20 protein-coding genes are annotated in these 21,007 nt (G+C 55.6%); 10 read left to right on the top strand and 10 right to left on the bottom strand.

Features of this window, described 5'->3' with window-relative positions; translation table 11 throughout:
- Positions 1 to 341 precede the first annotated feature (341 nt).
- The 3 genes from WG219_03595 to WG219_03585 all read right to left on the bottom strand — a co-directional run bounded on the left by WG219_03595 (position 342) and on the right by WG219_03585 (position 6,207).
- Positions 342 to 4,493, bottom strand: a complete 4,152-nt coding sequence (locus WG219_03595; GenBank protein WXL26573.1) for a ZirU family protein — start codon at positions 4,491 to 4,493, stop codon at positions 342 to 344.
- A gap of 489 nt (positions 4,494 to 4,982) precedes the next feature.
- Complete coding sequence (locus WG219_03590) at positions 4,983 to 5,282, bottom strand: metalloregulator ArsR/SmtB family transcription factor (GenBank protein ID WXL26572.1); 300 nt, start codon at positions 5,280 to 5,282, stop codon at positions 4,983 to 4,985.
- Positions 5,283 to 5,706: 424 nt separating this feature from the next.
- Positions 5,707 to 6,207, bottom strand: coding sequence for a hemerythrin domain-containing protein (locus tag WG219_03585; GenBank protein WXL26571.1), 501 nt, complete (start codon positions 6,205 to 6,207; stop codon positions 5,707 to 5,709).
- 521 nt (positions 6,208 to 6,728) lie between these two features.
- Between WG219_03585 and WG219_03580 the strand changes: the two genes are divergently transcribed.
- Positions 6,729 to 7,580 carry a MaoC/PaaZ C-terminal domain-containing protein gene (locus tag WG219_03580; GenBank protein ID WXL26570.1) on the top strand — a complete coding sequence of 284 codons (852 nt, stop codon included), beginning with the start codon at positions 6,729 to 6,731 and terminating at the stop codon, positions 7,578 to 7,580.
- Positions 7,581 to 7,615: 35 nt separating this feature from the next.
- Here WG219_03580 and WG219_03575 read toward each other — a convergent pair whose 3' ends face one another.
- The 5 genes from WG219_03575 to WG219_03555 are packed head-to-tail and all read right to left on the bottom strand — an operon-like array spanning position 7,616 to position 13,322.
- On the bottom strand, positions 7,616 to 9,034 hold the full coding sequence (locus tag WG219_03575; GenBank protein ID WXL26569.1) for an OprD family outer membrane porin: 1,419 nt from the start codon (positions 9,032 to 9,034) through the stop codon (positions 7,616 to 7,618).
- Positions 9,027 to 10,007, bottom strand: coding sequence for an HlyD family secretion protein (locus tag WG219_03570; protein WXL26568.1), 981 nt, complete (start codon positions 10,005 to 10,007; stop codon positions 9,027 to 9,029). Before WG219_03570 ends, WG219_03575 begins: the two co-directional genes overlap by 8 nt.
- Positions 10,004 to 10,207, bottom strand: coding sequence for a DUF1656 domain-containing protein (locus tag WG219_03565; GenBank protein ID WXL26567.1), 204 nt, complete (start codon positions 10,205 to 10,207; stop codon positions 10,004 to 10,006). The genes WG219_03570 and WG219_03565 overlap by 4 nt, the downstream gene beginning before the upstream one ends.
- Entirely contained in the window at positions 10,197 to 12,344 is a 2,148-nt protein-coding gene (locus WG219_03560) for an FUSC family protein (protein ID WXL26566.1), read from the bottom strand. The genes WG219_03565 and WG219_03560 overlap by 11 nt, the downstream gene beginning before the upstream one ends.
- 39 nt (positions 12,345 to 12,383) lie before the next feature.
- Positions 12,384 to 13,322: a pirin family protein gene (locus tag WG219_03555; protein ID WXL26565.1), complete on the bottom strand. Its 939-nt coding sequence runs from the start codon at positions 13,320 to 13,322 to the stop codon at positions 12,384 to 12,386.
- A gap of 360 nt (positions 13,323 to 13,682) precedes the next feature.
- On the opposite strand from WG219_03555, the gene WG219_03550 reads away from it, so the two are divergent.
- The 6 genes from WG219_03550 to WG219_03525 all read left to right on the top strand — a co-directional run bounded on the left by WG219_03550 (position 13,683) and on the right by WG219_03525 (position 17,275).
- Positions 13,683 to 14,435, top strand: a complete 753-nt coding sequence (locus tag WG219_03550; protein WXL26564.1) for a hypothetical protein — start codon at positions 13,683 to 13,685, stop codon at positions 14,433 to 14,435.
- 72 nt (positions 14,436 to 14,507) lie between these two features.
- Positions 14,508 to 14,816 (top strand): MazG-like family protein, encoded by a 309-nt coding sequence (locus WG219_03545; GenBank protein ID WXL26563.1) that lies wholly within the window; start codon positions 14,508 to 14,510, stop codon positions 14,814 to 14,816.
- A complete protein-coding gene (locus WG219_03540) occupies positions 14,809 to 15,567 on the top strand; it encodes a methyltransferase domain-containing protein (protein ID WXL26562.1) in 759 nt (252 codons plus the stop codon). The genes WG219_03545 and WG219_03540 overlap by 8 nt, the downstream gene beginning before the upstream one ends.
- A 39-nt stretch (positions 15,568 to 15,606) precedes the next feature.
- The gene (locus WG219_03535) at positions 15,607 to 16,209 is read left to right on the top strand and encodes a DUF4136 domain-containing protein (protein ID WXL26561.1); all 603 of its coding nucleotides are present in this window, start codon (positions 15,607 to 15,609) and stop codon (positions 16,207 to 16,209) included.
- 15 nt (positions 16,210 to 16,224) lie between these two features.
- Positions 16,225 to 16,779, top strand: coding sequence for a DUF4136 domain-containing protein (locus WG219_03530; protein WXL26560.1), 555 nt, complete (start codon positions 16,225 to 16,227; stop codon positions 16,777 to 16,779).
- A gap of 10 nt (positions 16,780 to 16,789) precedes the next feature.
- Positions 16,790 to 17,275, top strand: a complete 486-nt coding sequence (locus tag WG219_03525) for a GNAT family N-acetyltransferase (protein WXL26559.1) — start codon at positions 16,790 to 16,792, stop codon at positions 17,273 to 17,275.
- A gap of 15 nt (positions 17,276 to 17,290) precedes the next feature.
- Here WG219_03525 and WG219_03520 read toward each other — a convergent pair whose 3' ends face one another.
- Complete coding sequence (locus WG219_03520) at positions 17,291 to 18,154, bottom strand: hypothetical protein (protein ID WXL26558.1); 864 nt, start codon at positions 18,152 to 18,154, stop codon at positions 17,291 to 17,293.
- Between the two features lie 222 nt (positions 18,155 to 18,376).
- Between WG219_03520 and WG219_03515 the strand changes: the two genes are divergently transcribed.
- Positions 18,377 to 18,859, top strand: coding sequence for an ATP-dependent zinc protease (locus WG219_03515; protein WXL27930.1), 483 nt, complete (start codon positions 18,377 to 18,379; stop codon positions 18,857 to 18,859).
- A 20-nt stretch (positions 18,860 to 18,879) separates the two neighbouring features.
- Here the strand turns inward: WG219_03515 and WG219_03510 are convergent, their stop codons facing one another.
- Complete coding sequence (locus WG219_03510) at positions 18,880 to 19,482, bottom strand: dual specificity protein phosphatase family protein (GenBank protein WXL26557.1); 603 nt, start codon at positions 19,480 to 19,482, stop codon at positions 18,880 to 18,882.
- A 235-nt stretch (positions 19,483 to 19,717) separates the two neighbouring features.
- Here WG219_03510 and WG219_03505 point away from each other — a divergent pair, with 235 nt between their 5' ends.
- Together WG219_03505 and WG219_03500 are read left to right on the top strand one after the other, a co-directional pair.
- The gene (locus WG219_03505) at positions 19,718 to 20,416 is read left to right on the top strand and encodes an SDR family oxidoreductase (protein ID WXL26556.1); all 699 of its coding nucleotides are present in this window, start codon (positions 19,718 to 19,720) and stop codon (positions 20,414 to 20,416) included.
- Between the two features lie 57 nt (positions 20,417 to 20,473).
- Positions 20,474 to 20,923: a DMT family transporter gene (locus tag WG219_03500; GenBank protein WXL26555.1), complete on the top strand. Its 450-nt coding sequence runs from the start codon at positions 20,474 to 20,476 to the stop codon at positions 20,921 to 20,923.
- The last annotated feature ends 84 nt before the right edge of the window (positions 20,924 to 21,007 follow it).

Here is a 21,007-nt window from a genome sequence, read left to right as displayed (position 1 = left end):
AAACGGTGGCCACTACTCAGAAGAAAGATTACGGCGCTTCGATCTTAAAAATCGACCAGGCAAGTGGTCTTGTAAGCCCAAAGGTTGACCATTGTTAGGTCGTGCTAGTTTTATCTATCAGCCACCAAGTGCGCAGTGGCTAAATTAATTTTGAAGCACACCCCTTACAACTTGAAACATGACAGAGCGATGGGCAGTGCAACTGTCAGAATCTACAACACAAAATGATCGCATTTAGCTCTGGGATAAAAAACGCCCAATGCAGTGCACCAGGCGTTATAGACTCCGGAGTAGTAACTGAATTGTATGCAGCTGCCTTTAGAAAGCAGCTGCATAAACTCTTATAGCAGTGAGACTAAAACACGAATCTTACGTCGCTGCTCATCAGATTTGGGGATATAAGTATTGCTTGTAGCACCATTTATATTCACAAAGTTATCACTGCCAATTGTACTTTCAATCTGCCACTGATATTTAAGTTCAGGCGCACAAGTACCAATACACGTCACTTCAGCAGATAAAGCCTGACCTACTTTGGGATGGCCTTGCGCGTCCAACCCTGTAATAACTACTGCAGACGGTGCAGCTGGGTTGTCATTCGGGTCTAGCGGGTTCAGACCTGTCGCCACTTCCTCACCGTCTGGTATGCCGTCGCCGTCAGTGTCCGGGTTGTTCGGGTCAGTACCCAACTTGCCTTCTTGGTAGTCGCTGATGCCGTCACCATCGGTGTCCACCTGGTCATTCGGGTCCAGCGGGTTCAGACCTGCCGTCACTTCTTCACCGTCTGGCATACCGTCACCGTCGGAATCCGGGTTGTTCGGGTCAGTACCCAACTTGCCTTCTTGGTAGTCGCTGATGCCGTCACCATCGGTATCCACCTGGTCGTTCGGGTCCAGCGGGTTCAGACCTGCCGTCACTTCCTCACCGTCTGGCATACCGTCACCGTCGGAATCCGGGTTGTTCGGGTCAGTACCCAACTTGCCTTCTTGGTAGTCGCTGATGCCGTCACCATCGGTGTCCACCTGGTCATTCGGGTCCAGCGGGTTCAGACCTGCCGTCACTTCCTCACCATCGGGCATGCCGTCGCCGTCGGAATCCGGGTTGTTCGGGTCAGTACCCAACTTGCCTTCTTCGTAGTCGCTGATGCCGTCACCATCGGTGTCCACCTGGTCATTCGGGTCCAGCGGGTTCAGACCTGCCGTAACTTCCTCACCGTCTGGCATGCCGTCGCCGTCGGAATCCGGGTTGTTCGGGTCAGTACCCAACTTGCCTTCTTCGTAGTCGCTGATGCCGTCACCATCGGTGTCCACCTGGTCATTCGGGTCCAGCGGGTTCAGACCTGCCGTCACTTCCTCACCATCGGGCATACCGTCGCCGTCAGTGTCCGGGTTGTTCGGGTCAGTACCCAACTTGCCTTCTTCGTAGTCGCTGATGCCGTCACCATCGGTGTCCACCTGGTCATTCGGGTCCAGCGGGTTCAGACCTGCCGTAACTTCCTCACCGTCTGGCATGCCGTCGCCGTCGGAATCCGGGTTGTTCGGGTCAGTACCCAACTTGCCTTCTTCGTAGTCGCTGATGCCGTCACCATCGGTGTCCACCTGGTCATTCGGGTCCAGCGGGTTCAGACCTGCCGTCACTTCCTCACCATCGGGCATACCGTCGCCGTCAGTGTCCGGGTTGTTCGGGTCAGTACCCAACTTGCCTTCTTCGTAGTCGCTGATGCCGTCACCATCGGTGTCCACCTGGTCATTCGGGTCCAGCGGATTCAGACCTGCCGTCACTTCCTCACCGTCTGGCATGCCGTCGCCGTCGGAATCCGGGTTGTTCGGGTCAGTACCCAACTTGCCTTCTTCGTAGTCGCTGATGCCGTCACCATCGGTGTCCACCTGGTCATTCGGGTCCAGCGGGTTCAGACCTGCCGTCACTTCCTCACCGTCTGGCATACCGTCACCGTCGGAATCCGGGTTGTTCGGGTCAGTACCCAACTTGCCTTCTTCGTAGTCGCTGATGCCGTCACCATCGGTGTCCACCTGGTCATTCGGGTCCAGCGGGTTCAGACCTGCCGTCACTTCCTCACCATCGGGCATACCGTCGCCGTCAGTGTCCGGGTTGTTCGGGTCAGTACCCAACTTGCCTTCTTCGTAGTCGCTGATGCCGTCACCATCGGTGTCCACCTGGTCATTCGGGTCCAGCGGGTTCAGACCTGCCGTCACTTCCTCACCATCGGGCATGCCGTCGCCGTCGGAATCCGGGTTGTTCGGGTCAGTACCCAACTTGCCTTCTTCGTAGTCGCTGATGCCGTCACCATCGGTGTCCACCTGGTCATTCGGGTCCAGCGGGTTCAGACCTGCCGTCACTTCCTCACCATCGGGCATGCCGTCGCCGTCGGAATCCGGGTTGTTCGGGTCAGTACCCAACTTGCCTTCTTCGTAGTCGCTGATGCCGTCACCATCGGTGTCCACCTGGTCATTCGGGTCCAGCGGGTTCAGACCTGCAGCGACCTCGTCCTTATCGGACATACCGTCACCGTCGGTATCCGGATTCTTCGGATCGGTCCCTAATTGCTCTTCTTCATAGTCGCTCAAGCCGTCACCATCGGTGTCAACCTGGTCGCTTGGATCCAGCGGATTCAGTCCAGCATCGACTTCGTCCTTATCGGACATGCCGTCACCGTCGGTATCCGGATTCTTCGGATCCGTTCCGTAATGCGCCTCTTCAATGTCGTAGAGACCGTCACCATCGCTATCCAATGGCTCCTGAACATCCAGTTGATAAGTGGCAGACGACTTAACCAGACCAGCGATTTCAAGGTAAGCAATTACCTGCACAGTATGGGCACCAATGCCCGGTGGGACCGTGATACTGCCAGTGCGGGAGTCGATGGTTACTGCCTGACCATTTACGGATTTTGTGTGATCTTTATAGGTCACTTCTCCTAGTTCATAACGCACCTGACTATTCTGACTCACCCCACGCAGCTCCGGGCTTTGAACAACCAAAGCCTCAGGAGCGGACGGCACAGGAGCAGTCAGTGACAATACGCTGAGTACAAACTCGAAGGGCTCAACACGCTTCTCTTTGTGTTTGTAATCCAGGACCACGCTGTAATCACGCTCAACAAAATCCTTACGGGCATCGGCCAGCGGACGGATTGCAGTCGCTTTGCGGGTGTTAAGTTGCTCATCCAGCGTCAGATCGAAACTCCAGTTGAGGCTTGCACCAAACTGCCAGTTGCCCTCGCCACCATTGATCTTTTGGTGTTCAGCTGTGAAACCAAGCAGAGGCATCGGCTGCCATTTCATACCGAAGCTATGGCCTTTAGGATTTTTCTCCAGCGAGCCGCTGCTGTTGACATCAACCCCATCGCCTTTCCACTGGAAATACTTACCAGTGAGCGCAACCTGAGGCGCCCCTGGTAGGGCGATTTCGCCACGAGCATCCCAACCCTTTGCCGGACGCTCATAGAGGTCATACAGCTCTGGGTCCTTGTTCAGCTGATCTTCACCCGATTCCTTCCAGCCGCTAATCGGCGCATATACGTTGGCAGCCAGGCGGGCGCTGTTACCCCAGGCTTCAACACCCACGCTTCCGCGGGTATGGTCACGCGTGAAATCCTGATCAACAAAGGCGTTGGTACCGACCATCAGGTCTGGGGAGACCTCATGACGATAACCAACACCCAGGTTACCGATATTGCGCTCGCCAACAGTTCGCGTACCGATCTGAGCAAATGCGATGCCGTCTTTGTTTTCCAGCAATGGATGCAGGTAATCCAGCTCAAGATCAACATCGTGGGTATCAACATTGGTACGCACATTGACCCGGGCACGGCCAAAGGAGCCCAGCAGTTCCTGCGTTTCCTGCGACAGGGCACTGCTAGCACCGGCAGCCGCTTGCTGAGCCAGTAGGCTCATCGTATCCTGGCCCGCGCCATCATTCTTCACACGGTTCTCATGCGCTTGTCCAACACTGGACAGCAATTGAGCAACACGCTGCTCATAGGCCTGATATTGTCGGCGGGAACCTTCGCTGACTTCTGCTGAGGCATTTTTCAGCGGGGCAGGCAGCAGAATCAGTTCGCCACGTTGCAAACTGGACACATCGGCTTTACCCATCGCCAGTGCATTCAGGCGTGACAATTCAGCCGTAGAGCGGTTATTGGCCAACGCCAGCGAAGCAATGCTCTCGCCCTGACGCAGCGAGTACAAAATGTAGGATGGGTAGCTGGACGTTTCGCCGGTGTGACGATTCGGGATCAACCAAACATGTCCGGCCCATCCCAACTCACTGAGTTGGGCGCGCAATGCAACAAGTTCTGCCTCTGGCACATCAAAACGCTGCGCAATCTGGCTAAGGGTTTCGCCTTGGACCACATGCAGGATGAACTCTTGATCATTCACCTGAATAGCATGCTTAGCTATCTGATCCCCCGTAGTGGCGGCGACTGCCAATGGAGCCAGTGCTACTTCATAGCCATAAAAGAAAAGTGCCATACCAGCCCATGCTGGTGTTCTTTTGCCTTTAGCTTGTGCGCGAGCACTACTCTGGGAAGTAGTAGTGTTAGACCGGGATTGATTAGACATATTGAAACCATCTCTGCTTCTAACTGGATGATTTCAATTATTCGAAATAGCTCTCATAAAATGAGCCAGCACACCCCTATAGGCATGTAGGGATTATCCTAAGCACCACAGCAATGCTCATTCGTCGTCATCGTAACTTAATAGTGGCCCGCTCATCTTCTCCCTACTGCACCTCAATGCCATAACCGTGGACAAGCTAGCCTTTGGTTGCACTGCCGTGAGTGCTGATCGCATTTCCAAGTGCTACCTGCTACACAAAGACTGCTTGGGATTTCATAGTGAGGCTTCTGTGAACGATGCTTCCTTAGTCATCGTGTAGGAAACCATTAGACGCTATTGATCGCGCTAAGCGTAATAACGATCGCAGCGGTTAAGAACGCCAGAAGCAGAGGCGAGCAGTCACGGCTTAGGGCAATAAAGCTCGTAAAGCGTCCCCAAAATTTGCAGCGCTTTTGGGTCTTTGACGGAATAGAAGATGCGCTTGCCTTCGCGACGAGTGTCGACCAGTCCTTCAGCACGAAGTACCCGCAAATGCTGGGACAGATTAGGTTGGCCAATGCCCAGCATTTCTTCCAGCTCCCCCACGGAACACTCGCCCTGGCTTAGCTGGCACAGCAGCAAGAGACGATCAGGATGACTCAGAGAGCGCAAAACCGCTGCTGCTTCTGAAGCGGCCTGCCGCATGAGCAGAATATCCATAGGCCAGTATCAATTCTCGAGGGTTGGATCAGTCGCGCAGGATATAAGAATTTCGAAGACTTTTCCGTTAATTCGGCAAGCGCAGCGTATCCCAACATGAAGGGGATTGATGGAACGGCCCAGCAGGCTTGCAGACTAGCGCGAGCGCTTGTCGTCATGGGCTTTTGGGCATGCGATGTAGTACAACTCACCGTCGGGCATGTAACAAAAGCCTCCGTGCCCTGTTCTGTCATATCGCAGCCGCCAACGTAGAAGTAGAGTTAAGCGATGTAGCGTTGGGGATGCACAGCAAAGCTGTCGGAAACTTTTCATTTACCACTCCGAAACTGGGCCTAAATAGCGCCTCGCCTCAATCACCACATTGTTAAGCACAGAGTTTGTTTTACCCTTGAAACGACGGGGCACACAGCCCTGTCGACACTGATTAAGAGGCTTTTTTTACCTTCTCTTTCTCGGCCGCCTTCCGTTTTTTGAAGACGCTGTCCATGTAGGTTTTATCGTTTTTGGTGAGTTTCTTCTCCACCGAGACAAACAACTCCTGCTCCTCTTCCTTGATATGGTGCAGGTATTCCTCCTTCACCTTCTTAAAACGCAGGAGCCAGCCGCTGGAGGACATGTCAGTCTCTGCGAGCTCCTCCAGCAGATCATCCATTTCTTTGTGCTCGGCAACGGCGTGACGGCCATCTTCAGTAATTTCGGGTTTACGCAGTACGGTCGACCATAGCGCCTGTTCTTCTGCAGCGGCGTGACCTTTGATTTCTGCGGTCAGTTCGGCAAACAGTTTTTTGCGTGTTTCAGAGGCACCCTTGGTTTCTTCTATTTGAGCGATGAGCTGGCGGTGATGGTCGTGGTCTTCAACCAACGTTCCAAAAATTGCTGGGTCGCCCCGAAACTTAGTATTGGGTTTGCTTCCGATATTAGCCATGGTGTTTCCACTCCTTGCTCTTGGATCGAGATGACGGAGACTCATCCCCTGCGTGGTCATCGCCAGCGAGAGAGCTGAGACCGGCTCAACTACGTCTGTTCAGGAAAGGTTTCCGTGCAACAAGGATAGATAAGGAATACAAACGTGCTGCTCACTCGGCATGCCACTGATCGAATGAGTCGCGCTGTGGCGTCCAGGCTTTACCCCGCTTGAGGTACTCATCGTTTATTCGGTGCCTCAGCGCTCAGTCTTGGGCAAACGGCCGCGGTAGTCGGTGGCCAACTCACTAGAGCGTACGTCATCCGTAGCCATTTTCATCAGCCACGTTATCCGTGACGATCGCACATTTTTCTGTCGTGCTCACTGGCGCGCGAATAAACGCCACTTATGCGAGATGCTGGATAAGATAAAGTCAGGGTAGTTCCAGACATTGACTGACTCGCCGTTCACAAGGGCGAAACGGCCAATGTAGGATCGCGCTATACGACTATGCTGCGCATCCGGTTAACAGGAGTTTACGAATGACCACAGAATGGCTCGATCTTCCGGCACCAGCCGGTCTGGCGGGATTTTTTATCGGCGCCTTATTACGCCGTAAGGTGACCGGGTGTGAGCTGCCTGCGCTGGGTGTCCGCTGCCCAGTTACGGTCGATACCAAACACCTCGAACGCTACCGCAAGATTTGTGGATTCACCGACGAACATCACCTTCCGGCCACCTACCCTCATCTGCTGACCTTCCCCTTGCAGATGCAGTTACTGACCGATAAGCGCTTCCCCTTTCCGCTGCTGGGGTTGGTTCACCTGGAAAATCACATCCGTGTAGTACGCCCCCTGGCTGGACTGGGCCCGTTCACCCTAACTGTGCAGCTACAAGATTTACAGCCCCACGCCAAAGGCGTGACCTTCAGCATGCTGTGCCAATTACACGATCAACTGGGCCTACTTTGGCAAGGCGACAGCCGCTACCTGTGCCGCTCGATCAAGTTGGATCAGCCGCCCGCTGAGCACGTAAATGAGGAGCCCCTTCCACAAACCACCCTCACCAGTTGGCAAGCCCCTGCAGATATCGGCCGTCGCTATGCGCGGATCGCCGGGGATTACAACCCGATCCATATGTTTGCCCTGACTGCCAAACTGTTTGGCTTCCCCCGCGCCATCGCCCACGGGCTGTGGAACAAAGGCCGCGCACTGGCGGAGCTGGGCGAACGCTTGCCCAAGGCAGGGTATGAAGTAGGGGTACGCTTTCAAAAGCCGGTGCTGTTGCCCAGCCAAGTGCATTTACAGGCCAGTGATGATGCTGCGCAGGGGCAGTTTTCGATAACAGGGGATAAAGGCCAAAGCCACTTCAGTGGCTACTGGCGTAGGGATTAGGCAGGCTGCCCCGATGGTTAGCCTGCCAGTCTCACTTAGAAGATGCTGAACGGGTAATCCACCACCACCCGGTATTCATCCGCGTCCGCATTACCACGGGTGTTGCCGGATGCGGTGTAACCCTGGCCGTTGCGGTGCGTTGCCCAGCGCGCGGTGACCGTCATGCCCTTGGCTTTGCCCGAAGGTACGGCATAGCGCAAACCAATGTCCCGTTCCCAGTGTTTGCCGTCTTTGCCATCAGCGTTGTAGATGTAGCCATAGCCTTTGCTATTGGGATCAACCCGCGTCAGATCTGCCTCACCCCGCGCATAGGAGGCGGTGAACTGGAAGTCTGGCGCTCCGATAAAGCCCAGATTGGCCGCATATTGCAGCTTCCAGGACAGCTCGCCCGGTGCGTTAAAGTCAGAGTACTGCTGGGAGTTAGGCAGATAGAGGAACGAGCGGTCGTACTGGCTGAGGTAGTCAAACGGCGTGTTGCCGTCGATCTTTTGTACGCTGAACGCCAAGCTGTGGCCGTGACCAGCCAATGTCAGGCCACCGCTGTAGGTATCGTTCTCGATCCGCCCAAGCTGGCTGCTGCCCGTATCACGGGTATGGTAGAAGTTGGCGAACGGGGTGAGGCTCCACTGCGGAGTCAGCTGAAGCGGCCAACTAATCCCCGCGTAAGTTTGCTGCCAGATATCACTGAGTCGGCCGCTATAGACCTGTAACGAAAAAGACTCTGGCGCGTGATAGGAAGCCCCCAGCCAAGACAGCGAAGAACTATCAGTATCAGCCCTCACACCGGCCTTGTTACGCGAACCATAGTTACTCACAAGATCGCTGCGGCCACTCTGATTTCTCAGGCGAAACGCATCCACCCAGCCCGTATCCAGCGTCAGGTTTTCCACTGAATAATTGCGCAGAGTGATCCCCCTCAGGGTTTGCGGAAACACCCGCCCCATGCCGCCACCAGCAACGGGGTTTTCGACAATCTGGTCACCGGCAATCATCAGGCTACCGAAACCCCGAAATTTAAGGGCCGCTCCCGCAGCGGAGAATTGCGACTCAGGCTCCCCCTTGCTGTTAAGCGGCATCGCCAGCACCCCGCCGGAGCCACCACCGCCATCGAGCTTCAGGCCATAGAAGCCATGCACATCAACGCCGACGCCAATCGGCGTATCGGTGTAGCCCGAGCGAAACGAGAGGAACACACCCTGCACCCACTCTTTAGGATCGCGACTACCTGACTCATGGTTATCGCGGGTCTGATAGTAGTTACGCAGCAGACCGCGAAACGAAGATCCTTCAACGAAACCCGGCGTCACCTGCATTTCTGCTTTTTGCCGCACGTTCACATCACTGTTGATGTCATCGCGCTGGTCCATCGAGTTATCAGCCAGGGCCATTGGCGAAACCAGGCTGATACCCAATACAGCCTTGGCGCAGATCAGGTTTCGAGTGCAGTTATTCATGGGGCGATCCTTGTCCTTTTGCATCTTCATCCAACACCGTTACGGTGGCAGTGGTCCCGGCGCGCAGTCGCTCCTTGCCGGCATAATCAGGGTCAATGCTAATTCGCACAGGAACACGCTGTGCCAGTTTGACCCAGGTGTAACTGGGATTAACGTTGGCCAACAGGCGGCTGCCCGGTGAGTTTTCGCGATCAGTGATGGCGTAAGCGATGCTCTCCACCGTGCCGTCAAAGGTCTCGCCACTCATCAACTGAATGCGCACACGATGGCCTTCAACAACGTGAGGCAACTTAGTTTCTTCAAAGTAACCACTGACATAGAACGAGGCGCTGTCCACCAGCGCCAGCAAGCCGCTGCCAACCGTGGCGTAGTCGCCCTCGCGGGTTAGCAGGTTGGTGACATAGCCACTGACCGGGGCAATAACCCGGGTACGCTTGAGATCGAGTTCCGCTTGGTGCAACGCGGCCACGGCAAGCTGCACATTGGCTTCGGCTAAGCCCAGGTCGGCCTGGTTCCGTAACAACTCAGCCTGCGCCACGCTGACATCAGTGCGCGAGCGCTCCCACTCTTCCCTGGATACCGACGAAGCCTGCGCCAGCACCTTTCGCCGGCGCTCCTCGCTTTGGCGCTGAGCCAGTTGCGCGGTACTGGAACTGATAGCCGCTTGGGCCAGACCGAGACTGGCTTGCGCCACATCGACAGATCGGCGCGCGCGCTCCACGGCCAACTGATAGGGCTCAGGGTCGATCTGCAACAGCAGCTGGCCTTTATCCACATGCTGGTTATCGTGCAGTGGCAGGCTGACGATACGCCCCGAGACATCCGCCGAGAGCGTCACCACATCCGCCCGCACCCGGGCGTCCCGCGTCCACGGCGAACGGGTGTAATGCTCCCAGGCAAACCAGCCAAGTACCAAGGCGAGTGCCAATACCAGCAAGGTGATCAGCATTGCGGCCAGTTTTTTGATGTTCATACATTCCCCATCCACAAAATCACCCCTGCACAAACGCAGGTGTACAACGCTCCTTCGAAAAGAGCCTCATGCCAGACAAACTTCATAAGCCCTGTCTTGCGGACCAACCAATCCAGTACAAAAAAGATCGGCAAAGCCAACAAAATGGCCTGGGCAAGGGGTGGCAGGTAAAGCCCGCCAATTTCAAAATCAATGGGCAAGTTGCGGCTCTCCTTGCGGGTCTGGCTGCATGAAATCGCTGTAGCGTTCGATAAACGACGCCACGATTAGCAGTGCAACGTTGATGCGAAACAACGACCACAGTTGCTGCTGAACAGTGGCAATCGCCGCGCTATGGCGTTGATCCAACTCGGCGCCGAACTGACGCAAGTCAGTCGCCAGCCTGACGTGATCAATCAGCTGACGATTGATCATCAATGCGCCTACCTGATCGACCATCGCGTGCAAACGCGCCTTAAGCTCACTGCCCAGGTAATCCCCATTGATGGCCTGCTGCTTAAGTTGATGAAGGGCCAGACCAACCGACATACAGGCCAGGCTGACCTCATACAAGCGCTTGCCCTGCGGGTCACTTACGGACGGCAACAGGCCGAGCATCATCGTCAAGCGATCGACCATGCGGCTCTCGAAAGCGAAACGCGGGGCATCCCCGTCAGGTGACTGCAACAATGCCCAAGCTTGAGCACGGCTTTCGCGGTACAAACGCTGAATACGGCGCAGCGGGTTGAAAGGGAAAACCAGCATATAGACCAGCAACGAGAGCACACCGGCAAAGGTGTATGCCCCGATAAACTCGAGCCATTGCATGGCGCTGTTATGCCAAACGGTAATGTTCTGCGGCCCGACCATTAGAAAGGTTGAGAGGCCAAGCCCCATGCTAATACCCGCCGTAAGCGGACTCGCCAAACCGGCTGAGACCACATACAGCAAGGGGATGAGAAACATCACCAGCATTTCGATGTCGCCCACTGACGGTAACAGCGCGAACTGGTAGACCGCCGACACCACCACCGCCAGACCAAACCCACGCACGTAGTTCTGGCTGGCCAACAAGGGCCGAGGGAAGGTGGCCATCAGTGAGCAAAGTACACCCACCAAAATGATCCCGCCTCGCGCGCCATCCCAGCCTGTTTCGATCCACACCAGACCAGCCGTCATCAAGGCGATGAAGGCCCTTACGGCATTCATGCCCGCAAGCCGGTAATCCATATACAACGGGTTACTAAGTTGCTCTGGATAGATGCAATTGGCCTCATGTCCACTCTGGATGGCATCGCTTAATTGCAGAATCTCATCCAGTTGCTGCAACAGCCTTGCCTGCTCCCAACGCAGCGCCCAAGCCAATGAGCGCAGATGATCGGGTATCGGATCACTGAGGTTCTCTGCTCGCTGAGCCAGCTCGTCAAAGCGCTGCTGGAGCTCTTTGAATTTCTCCCTGGATGCGTGCGGCAGAGATCGCCCATGCAGAGCCAGCTCCTCAAGAAAAGCGACCTCATCAGCCCGCAGCCGCTGAATTTCTTCAGGAAGATCACCGACCCAACGATCCTTGATAAGGATGCGCTGGTGCCGTAACACGGTGAGCCGGGACGTCAGCAATACCAACTGGTTACGCAACAACTGCACCATTGCGTTTGCTTTGCGCAGCCTGGGAGCATCGAAATACAGGTGGCGGCGTAGCCCCTCAAGGGCAGAAATCTCGCCCAGCAGTTGCATTTGCCGTTGCTGGAAAGCCGCATCGCTCTCATCGGTGCGAATCACTTGTGCGGCGTGCTCAGCCATCAACTTGATCAGGTGATCAGTCTTGGCGAAATAACCTCGGGCCACCGCACCTGGACGTGCAGTCAGCAAACTGACCACGGCGACACACACTACGGCGAGCAAGGTTTCAGTCACCCGCGTTACAGCCAGCATCACCGTGTTCTGTTGATCAGGCACGGCGAGCAAAGCGACGACTACAGCCGTAAATCCACTGAGCACAAAAGCGTGGGAGTTGGTGTAGCGCAGCAGTGTTCCACCAGCAGTACAAAACGCGAGCCACAACGACAGCGTGACCAGAAATGGCAGAGGCGCCTGAGGGAAAACTCCCATGATGGCAACCGCCACCGCCGCCCCCACCGTGGTCCCAATGACTTGAGCGAAACTACGTTGCAGGGCCATGCCCGCCAGGGGTTGGCTGACGATGAATACAGCCATGACCGCCCACTTCGGCTCCGCCAGATCAAAAATGAATGACAGGTAAAGCGTCAGCAGTGCGGCCAGGGTCGTGCGCAAGGCAAACAGAAAAGCAGCCTGATTGGGCCTGAATACCGCCTTGAAATACGTAATATAAGCTTGCATCGGATCTCGATCCCTGAGTCCGGAAAGTCGACTGAGCGATCAATCCGGAAGGCGCGGGGCCTTTAGCCGTTCACCTTTGTAACCAGGGACAAGCCCAAAGCGCTCGGTGTTTTCACTGTTCCAGCCAGCCAGTGCTTGCTGGATGTCTTCCTTGCTGTGCCCGACAAAGTTCCACCACAGGTAAATCGGACTGTCGAAGGGCACACCGCCCAACAGCAGCGCTCTGGCGCCCTGCTCGGCCTGCACATCCATCTCAGTCAGGCCGCGCCCGACAAACGCCAGCTCATTGGCCGCGAAGGTCTCACCGTTGATTTGCACAGAACCTTCAAGCACCAGAACGCCGTACTCGAACGTTTTTTCCAACTTAAGCTGACTGCTGGCGGTGGCCTGCCAGGTCAGGTCGACGCCCACCAGCGGTGAGAAAATCCGTGTCGGCGCCTCACGGCCTTCAAATGTCCCAGCCAATACGGTGAATTGCAGGCCGTTATCGCTCCAGACAGGCAAATCTGGGTAATGGTCGAACGCGGGGGCACAGTCTTTATCAGCCTTAGGCAAGGCGATCCACAGCTGCGCGGCGTGAAGATGGCGTTCGCCCTCTGGAGACTCCTCTGTGTGGACAATGCCGCGGCCAGCCGTCATCAGGTTCACCTGTCCCGGACGAATCAGCTGCTCGTTACCTAGGCTGTCGCGGTGCAAGCCTTCTCCACGAATCATCCAGGTAAACGTTTGCAAGCCGCTATGCGGATGCGGCCCAACGTCCAGGCCCTCAGCATCATCAAACTCAGCAGGACCTGCGTGATCAAGAAAGCACCACGCCCCAATCAGCTTACGCTGTGAGTCTGGTAGTACCCGATTAACACTCAGTCCACCACCAATAGTTGCTCCCCGTGCACGGATGCGCAAAATCTGGCGCACACCATCGACCACAGGACAATCTGCAGAGGTGTAAAGCTGGCATTCAACATCCCGGTTGCTCATCAGGCAGTCCTCTTATTTACCGCTAGCTATTTTCGTGACCTGAATCACAGTTTAACCAATCCAAGACGAAGCTACACATTGGGCCCAGGGCCAGCCCTCTTGAAGCTTGGGTCATTGTCGAACAAGACAGGCCAGCGAGGTAGCCGCCTTAAAACTGCACCATAGAACCAAATAAAAGACTGAACGAGTGGAACACGGCTCTAAATCGCGATAAAAAGTGAGAAAGTCCACACCTAAAGTGTTGGCGTTTTGCTCCGCGGACTTTATCTTTCCGGGCGCCAATACCGTTCGTCGGGTTACGAACACCTGACGACTACGGACTCACCTGCCAACAAATACCTATAAGCCAGCGAGCCCTCCATGTTGAAACGCCTGATTATCGCCTCAGCCCTGTGCTGCAGCAGCGCAACGACCTTTGCCCTTGATCCTTCCGGCCAGCGTTACGTGGACCAACTGGTGCAAGGTGGTGCCGTGTCCATCCGTGATGCAGCACAAAGCATCTACCACAGTAGCTACCGCGATGTTGAAACCTTGGACGTAGCAGCCGAAGTGTTGTTACAGCGCTATCGCAACGCCTCCGACAACACCACCAGCGATGCCTTGGCATGGGTGTGTAAGGCGCTGGCCAGCTCTGGTAACGGCCGCTATAAAGCCGTGCTGGACGAAGTGGTTGCCAACTCCAATAACCGCAAAATGAATCGCCACTGCCAGAAAGCAGCGAGCAGCTTGAGCGCAGGTGCCTCAACCTACGTAGCAGGCAGTGTGAACCTCAACGCTTATCGCAATGGCCAGGGCAAACCTGCCGCCAACACCACGGCGGCAGCAGCCCCGGCGCGTACCGTCAGCGTGAGCGGCACGGGTGCGTTTTCCAACGTTCGCCAAGGCATGAGCATGGATGAGGTCAACGCCCTGCTAGGCGCGCCGACCGCCACCTATTCGCACCAAACCGGCAAGGCATGGATTCCCTTTAACTTTAAAGGCAAGGACATTGCCCGCGTGGTCAACCTGTACAAAGGCAAAGGCCGCATCACCTTCTCCCAAGAGAGCATGTACGCCAACGTATGGCGCGTGATGGAGATCACCAGCAACCCGAACGAAAGCGGTTACCCGTAAACGTTAGGAGCTTTGCCGACTTGAAGACAGGTCGGCAAAGACCGAAGCTATGCGCTCTTGCTTGGAGCGCCCATGAATATCAGTGAACTAACCGCACGCCTGCATGCCATCCGTGATCGTAACGACTGGAAGCAGTTTCACAGCCCGAAAAACCTGGCCATGGCCGCCAGCGTGGAAATGGCCGAGCTGGTGGAGATTTTCCAATGGCTGACTGAAGACCAGTCACGCCAGTTACCCGCTGAGAAACTGGCCCATGCTGGCCAGGAAGTCGGTGACATCGTCCTCTATCTCCTACTCCTGTGCAGCGAACTTGGGCTGGACATGAATGAAGTTGTACGGGCCAAGCTGGCCGACAGTGAAAGGCGCTTTGCTCATGTCTGATCGCCACTTTGACGAACTTGCCACACGCTTTGCCGAGAAGATTTACGGTGGCGCCAAGGGTGCAATCCGACTCGCCGTTTTGCAGGCAGACCTTAAAGAAGCCCTGCCCGATCGCCCCCTGCGCGTCTTGGATATTGGCGCAGGTCTTGGCCACATGTCGTTGTGGCTGGCACAACAGGGGCACAGCATCACCGTCACGGAGCCGGCCGAGCCCATGTTGCAAGGTGCCCGCGAGCGCTTCGCCGCTGCCGGTCAACAGGCCCAGTTTATTCAGGCGGCATGGCAAGAACTGCCTGATCTGCTGCACGAGCCGTACGACCTGATGGTCTGCCATGCTGTTCTGGAATGGCTTGCCGAACCTCACACCATCCTGCCGGTACTGCACCAGCTGTGTAAGCCTGAAGGCTGGCTGTCATTGGCGTTCTATAACAAAGATGCGTTGATTTACCGCAACCTGCTCAAAGGCCACTTCCGCAAACTGCGCAAGGAAGAGTATGCGGGTGAAAAACAGAGCCTGACGCCGCAAAAACCACTCGACCCACGTGAACTGGCGTCCAGACTTGAGGTCGATTGGCATATCGAAAGCCAAAGTGGCGTGCGTGTTTTCCACGACTATATGCCGCAGCCCTTTCAAGCCAAAGCTGAGCTGTCCGAGCTGCTGGAGATGGAACTGGCACACCGTCGCCATCCGGCGTTTGCCGGGCTTGGACGGTATCTGCACTGGATTTGCCGACCCACTAAACGTTCATAACTGATTCCAATCGCTGCCCATAGGCAGCAGGAAACCGCAATGAAACTGCTCGGTGCGTTATTACTGCTGATCAGCCTGACCGCCTGCCAGAGCCAGAACCCTTATGTGGCAGACGGTAAACCGCTGCCACCTGCGCCAGCCTCGGCCGCGCAGCACCTAGACCGCAGCGCCTACCCGGCTACTCCCCGTGATTTCGCTCGCTACCGCAGCTGGCGTTGGCAGCAGTTACCAGCGGCAACCAACTGGGCCAGCTCAGAAGACATTCAGCAAGCCGTGAGCAACGCCCTCGACCAGCGCGGCCTTCGCCCGCAACAAAGCGATGCTGCCAGCGACCTATTGATCAAGACCGAACTGCGCCAGGAACAACGCCTGCGTCAGGTGGTAGATGATTACGGTGGCTACTATGGTCGGGGTTACTACGGCCATGACTATTACGGTGACCGCTATGGCATGTGGGGCAGCGCCCCGCGAGTACGCACTTACCATGAAGACGTGCTGGTGGTGCGCATCGAGTTCTACGACAGTACAAGCAAGCAGTTACTGTGGAGCACCAGCGCAGAATCCCTTGCTGACAAAAACCAGCGCAGCCAGACGCTGCATCAAGCCGTGAAACTGGCGCTAGATGATTATCCCCCCTATTGATATCAGGAGACTGCCATGGGCAAGTCGCTACTGCTTCTTCCCTTTGTTCTATTACTCAGTGCCTGCCAAAACCTGCAGCTGGAACGCGATTTTGATCCAAACCGTGATTTTGCCGCCTACCGCAGCTTCAGCTGGGCTGAAACCCCGGTGCAGTTCAAACCGACCGACCCTCGCCTCACCAGTGATCTGACCAGCCAACGCATCCAGTACGCCGTCAACGAGCAACTTGAACAGCGGGGCCTGCGCCCTGCGACACAAGGCAGCAGTGCCGACCTCAAGGTACAAGCTTGGGTTATTGTGGATAACCGTCAGGAGCAGATCACCAGTAGCAATGCAGGCTGGGGCTACCCATGGGGATACTGGGGCGGAACCGGCTACGTTGAAACCCGCACCTTGGATTACCAGGTCGGCACCCTGCAAATTGATCTCTTCGATGGCAAGGACGGCAAACTAGTCTGGCGTGGCAGCACACAAGAAGTGCTGCGTAACAACCAACCCGGCCCTGCCGAGCGCAGCGCAGCCATTCGCAAAGCAGTCACAGACGTACTGAGCCAATACCCACCACGTTAAGGACACTGCAATGAGCCATAACCCGCACTTCAGCCATCGCCCCGTAAACGCCAGCGACCTTGAAGACGTTATCGCTTTTGTGCAAAACGCGGACGAACTCTTCTACAGCTACCCCAAAGGGCATTGGCCGCTGACCATCGGCCAACTGGCCGCCACAATGGCTGAACGTCGTGACTGCACCGTGGCACTGGTCGACGGTAAAGTCGCCGGGTTTTCCAACTTCTTCCAATGGCAATACGACGGCTACTGCGCCCTGGGCAATCTAATGATCGCCCCTTGGGCTAGAGGCAAAGGCGTGGCCCAGTATCTGATTGAGGTGATGGAACAACTGGCTCAGCAGCATTACCACGCCAAACAACTGCGGGTGTCCTGCTTTAACGGCAACAGCGCTGGCCTGCTGCTGTATCCCAAGATGGGGTACAGCCCTGTGGCGGTCACAGAACGTAGCCGGGGCGATGAGCGCGTCGCGCTGATCCAGTTCAGCAAAACCCTCTGAATCAGCGCAGCAGCATTAGGCGCTGGGGCTGCGGAAAACGTCCAGAATCCGTCCACGCCCCTGCTCAGACAGCAGGTAGTGGCCGGTTTCAAGCTCAATAATGGTCTGCGCAGAACGCAGGTGAGTCAGCACCGTCAGCAGCTTCCCATCTGCCCCCAGCAACAACAGGCGGGCACCATGGGTGGCATCTTCCGTTATCCACAAGCCATCACTCGAACACTCCACATAACCCGGAGCATTCAGACCGCTGGCCACCACGGAGTCGTTACCGTCCGGGTTCCAACGTTTCACCAGACCATGGGTCTTCTCAGTGTAATAAATCGCGCCGTCCGTACAGGCTGCAATCCCCTCACCCTGAACCAGCCCTTCGCGCAGGACCTTCACTTCAGCCGTTTGCGGGTCGTAACTGAACAAGCGCCCATCTTGCTTGCGATCTTCAATGGCATAGAGGAGACGCCCATCGGTCGCCACACCTTCAATACTGTCGGCATCAAACAGCTTCTGCACGTTACCACTCTGATCCAGCAGCAGCGGTAAGGCACCCCCTTCTTGCCCAACGATCAGAGAGCCGTTGAACATGACTAAACCATCAGGCTTAGAAAGCCCGGTCAGCACCTCACTCATCTCACCATTGGGTTTGCGCAACAGGATCTTGCCGCGCTGGCTGGTGAACTCCTGGCTTAGGTACAACCCCACTCGCTCATCCATAGCCAAGGCACTGACCATGGGAATCTTGTCGGCAAATACCTTGTAAGCCCACCCATCAGCGGCGGAAACAGGATGCAGGTGTCGCCAGGCTGGGTAGGCACCAATTGCCAGCACAAGCAGGACAAACAGTCCCAACCCTTTCCACCACCACTGTTTCAATCCACGCCCCATTTCCGCCCCTCACTTACGACCTGAGTGAATTTGCCCGTTGGGGCGCGGCGAGATTAGCCGGGCAAGTGTGAATAAATCGTTATTTATAAAACCAGTCGTCTCTTCGCACCTTAACGATTTCTTCACGTCTAACAGTGCAGAGTGCGGAACGCTCTTACTAAGGAATCGGTTATGACTCACACCTTATGCAAACGTATTGCCGTATTGGCGCTGTCACTGCTGATGGCACCACTGTGTCTGGCGGCGGCGGAAAAGCCGACAAAGGTTTTTGGCTGGATTGAAGAAGGCCAGCTGATGCCGGAAAAAGTCACCTTGAAGATCAAGCTGGATACCGGAGCCCTGACCTCCTCCATGGATGCTAAAGACTTGGAACGCTTCGAAAAGAACGGCGAGCACTGGGTACGCTTCAATGTCGAGGTTAAAGACAGCAAAACCGGCGAAGACGTAAGCATCCCCTTCGAGCGCCGGGTAGAACGCAACGTCAAAGTCCGAGGTGCTGGCGGCTCCGAACGTCGCCCGGTGGTGGTCATGAGCCTGTGTATTGGCAATCAGGTCTACAACGAACAGTTCTCCCTAAAAAACCGCGGGAAAATGCTCTACCCCGTACTTATCGGCCGCCGCACTTTGGAACACTTAGGGGCGGTGGATGTGTCTAGGACGTTTACGAATAAACCTAGCTGTGAGAATGCACAAAGCAACAGATAACTGCCGTATTGACTGCACGTTTACGGTTGAGCCTTAACCTGTGCAGTCGACCTCACGCTCAACTGTTGTCGAATCCAATCCACGTTCTCGGCGGTAAACAGCCGCTCGATATTGATCCAGATCGGATGGAAGCCATAACCGCCTTTTTTCATCTCTCTGAGAGCATCCTCAATCGACCAACCCTCGAAGATGATCCTGTACATGGCAACACTGGCACCGGTTCGATCCGAACCGTGGTAACAGTGAATCAGCACCTTTTCATTGGCCACCTGCGCGTCGCGCATGGCCTTCATGACGCGAAGCAAGTCATCCCGAGAGATAGCCCAAGTGTGGATAGGAATATGCACTCGCCTGAACTCATCAGAAGAAAGCACCTCCTTGTCCTTGTCACGGGAGCGTAAATTAATGACCACGGAGATCTCGTGCGCCTTTAACTGCTCAACCAGAGCAGCGCTGGGTTGTTCACTGCGAAACACCCAAGGGCTCATTTGGTAGAAATTGTGCGTCTCACTGACCAGTGTTCCCCAGTGCTGAGGCCTCTCCTGCTGGTCAAGCGCCAATGACGGCAAAGCAGAAAACGCTAGTGCTAAACCAATTACAAATGAGGTCAACAGTTTTTCCATAACGCCACACGCTCCTTAATCCCTTAATACACATCCATCGAACTATCCCCATACACCACGGTATAAGCAGATAGACCGGATTTATACCTTAGTTCCACACGTTGTTATGCCAACCGCCCACCAAGCTTGGCCATGAGGGTATAAGTCCCCCAAAGAAATCGACGACAAGCAGATAACCGCCTTTTCGGCACTGAGTAGAATCAACGTGTGAACCCCGCTCTCAAGGAGTTACAACATGGCGTCTCCCCCCCAAATTCTGATAGTTGGTGCATCCCGAGGTATTGGCCTTGGTCTGAGTAAAGCGTTTGTTGACGCAGGTTGGACGGTGCACGCAGTGGCCCGCTCACTGCACAACAGCCCTCAGCTGACTGCACTGGCCAGACAATACGAAAGCCAGATTCAACTGATTGAGTGCGACCTGCTCCAAGCGGATGCCGCGCACGTGATCAAACAGGCGCTGGATGAGCAGAAGCTGCAAGCTGCTCTGCTTAATGCTGGGGTTTATGGCCCGGCACACCAGGACCCGAAACAAGCTGATGCAAGCGAAATCGGTGCTTTGTTTCAGGTCAATGCCGTGGCCCCTGTAGCACTTGCCCAGCAGCTCACATCCTCCATTACAGAAGGTGGTGTAATCGGGTTCACCAGCTCGCAAATGGGCAGCTTACAACTTAACCATGCCCAGGCAATGCCACTCTATGGTGCGAGCAAGGCCGCCTTAAACAGCCTTCTGCTGAGCTGGAGCAGCACGTTTGAGCAACTGCCCTGGAGCTTGCTGGCCATTCACCCCGGCTGGGTACGAACGGATATGGGAGGGCCAAACGCTACACTGAGTGTTGAACAAAGCGCTCAGGGCATCGTTCAGGTCATTACCTCGCACATCGGACGTAACCACTGTGCGTTCGTCGACTACCAGGATACCGAGCTCCCCTGGTAAGAGCATCCTGAAGCATTTTGCGACATAATTCGCCGCCCTTTTTCAGGAGTCTGCCTAATGCCTGCAATGCCTTGGTGGTTGCTTGTCCTTCCGTTGCTGGCAGGTGCTCTGATGCCCTTGCAGGCGGGTATTAACGGACAGCTGGCTAAACACCTTTCTAGTGTTCTGGCCGCTGCGCTGATTTCCTTTTTAGTCGGCTCACTAGCATTACTCTGTCTCACCCTCTGGCAGCGTGAACTGCCCTCTCTTGCTGCCTTTAAAGGATTGAGTTGGTGGCACTGGAGTGGTGGCCTGCTGGGGGCATTTTTTATCGCCACGGCTGCGTTTGCAGGGCCCAGGGTCGGAGCCTTGCTGTTTATGGCCCTGGTGATTGCCGGACAACTGACTGTCGCTATGCTGCTGGATCACTACGGCTGGGTAGGCTTTCGCGAATCCCCCATCAGCCTTGGCAAAATTGGCGGTCTGATCCTTATTATCGGTGGAATCTGGCTAATTCGCCGCAGTTGAACAACGCTGAAAATAGCGGCCTAGGCTTGCTCCTCATATCCCGCCCCATGTTCCAACTTGGCAGGGCCGTCTAAGCACTGTGCA

The sequence above is a fragment of the Pseudomonas mendocina genome (genome assembly GCA_037482215.1).
Classification (GTDB): Bacteria; Pseudomonadota; Gammaproteobacteria; order Pseudomonadales; family Pseudomonadaceae; genus Aquipseudomonas; species Aquipseudomonas mendocina_E.
This window is presented reverse-complemented; position numbering and strand designations above follow the sequence as displayed.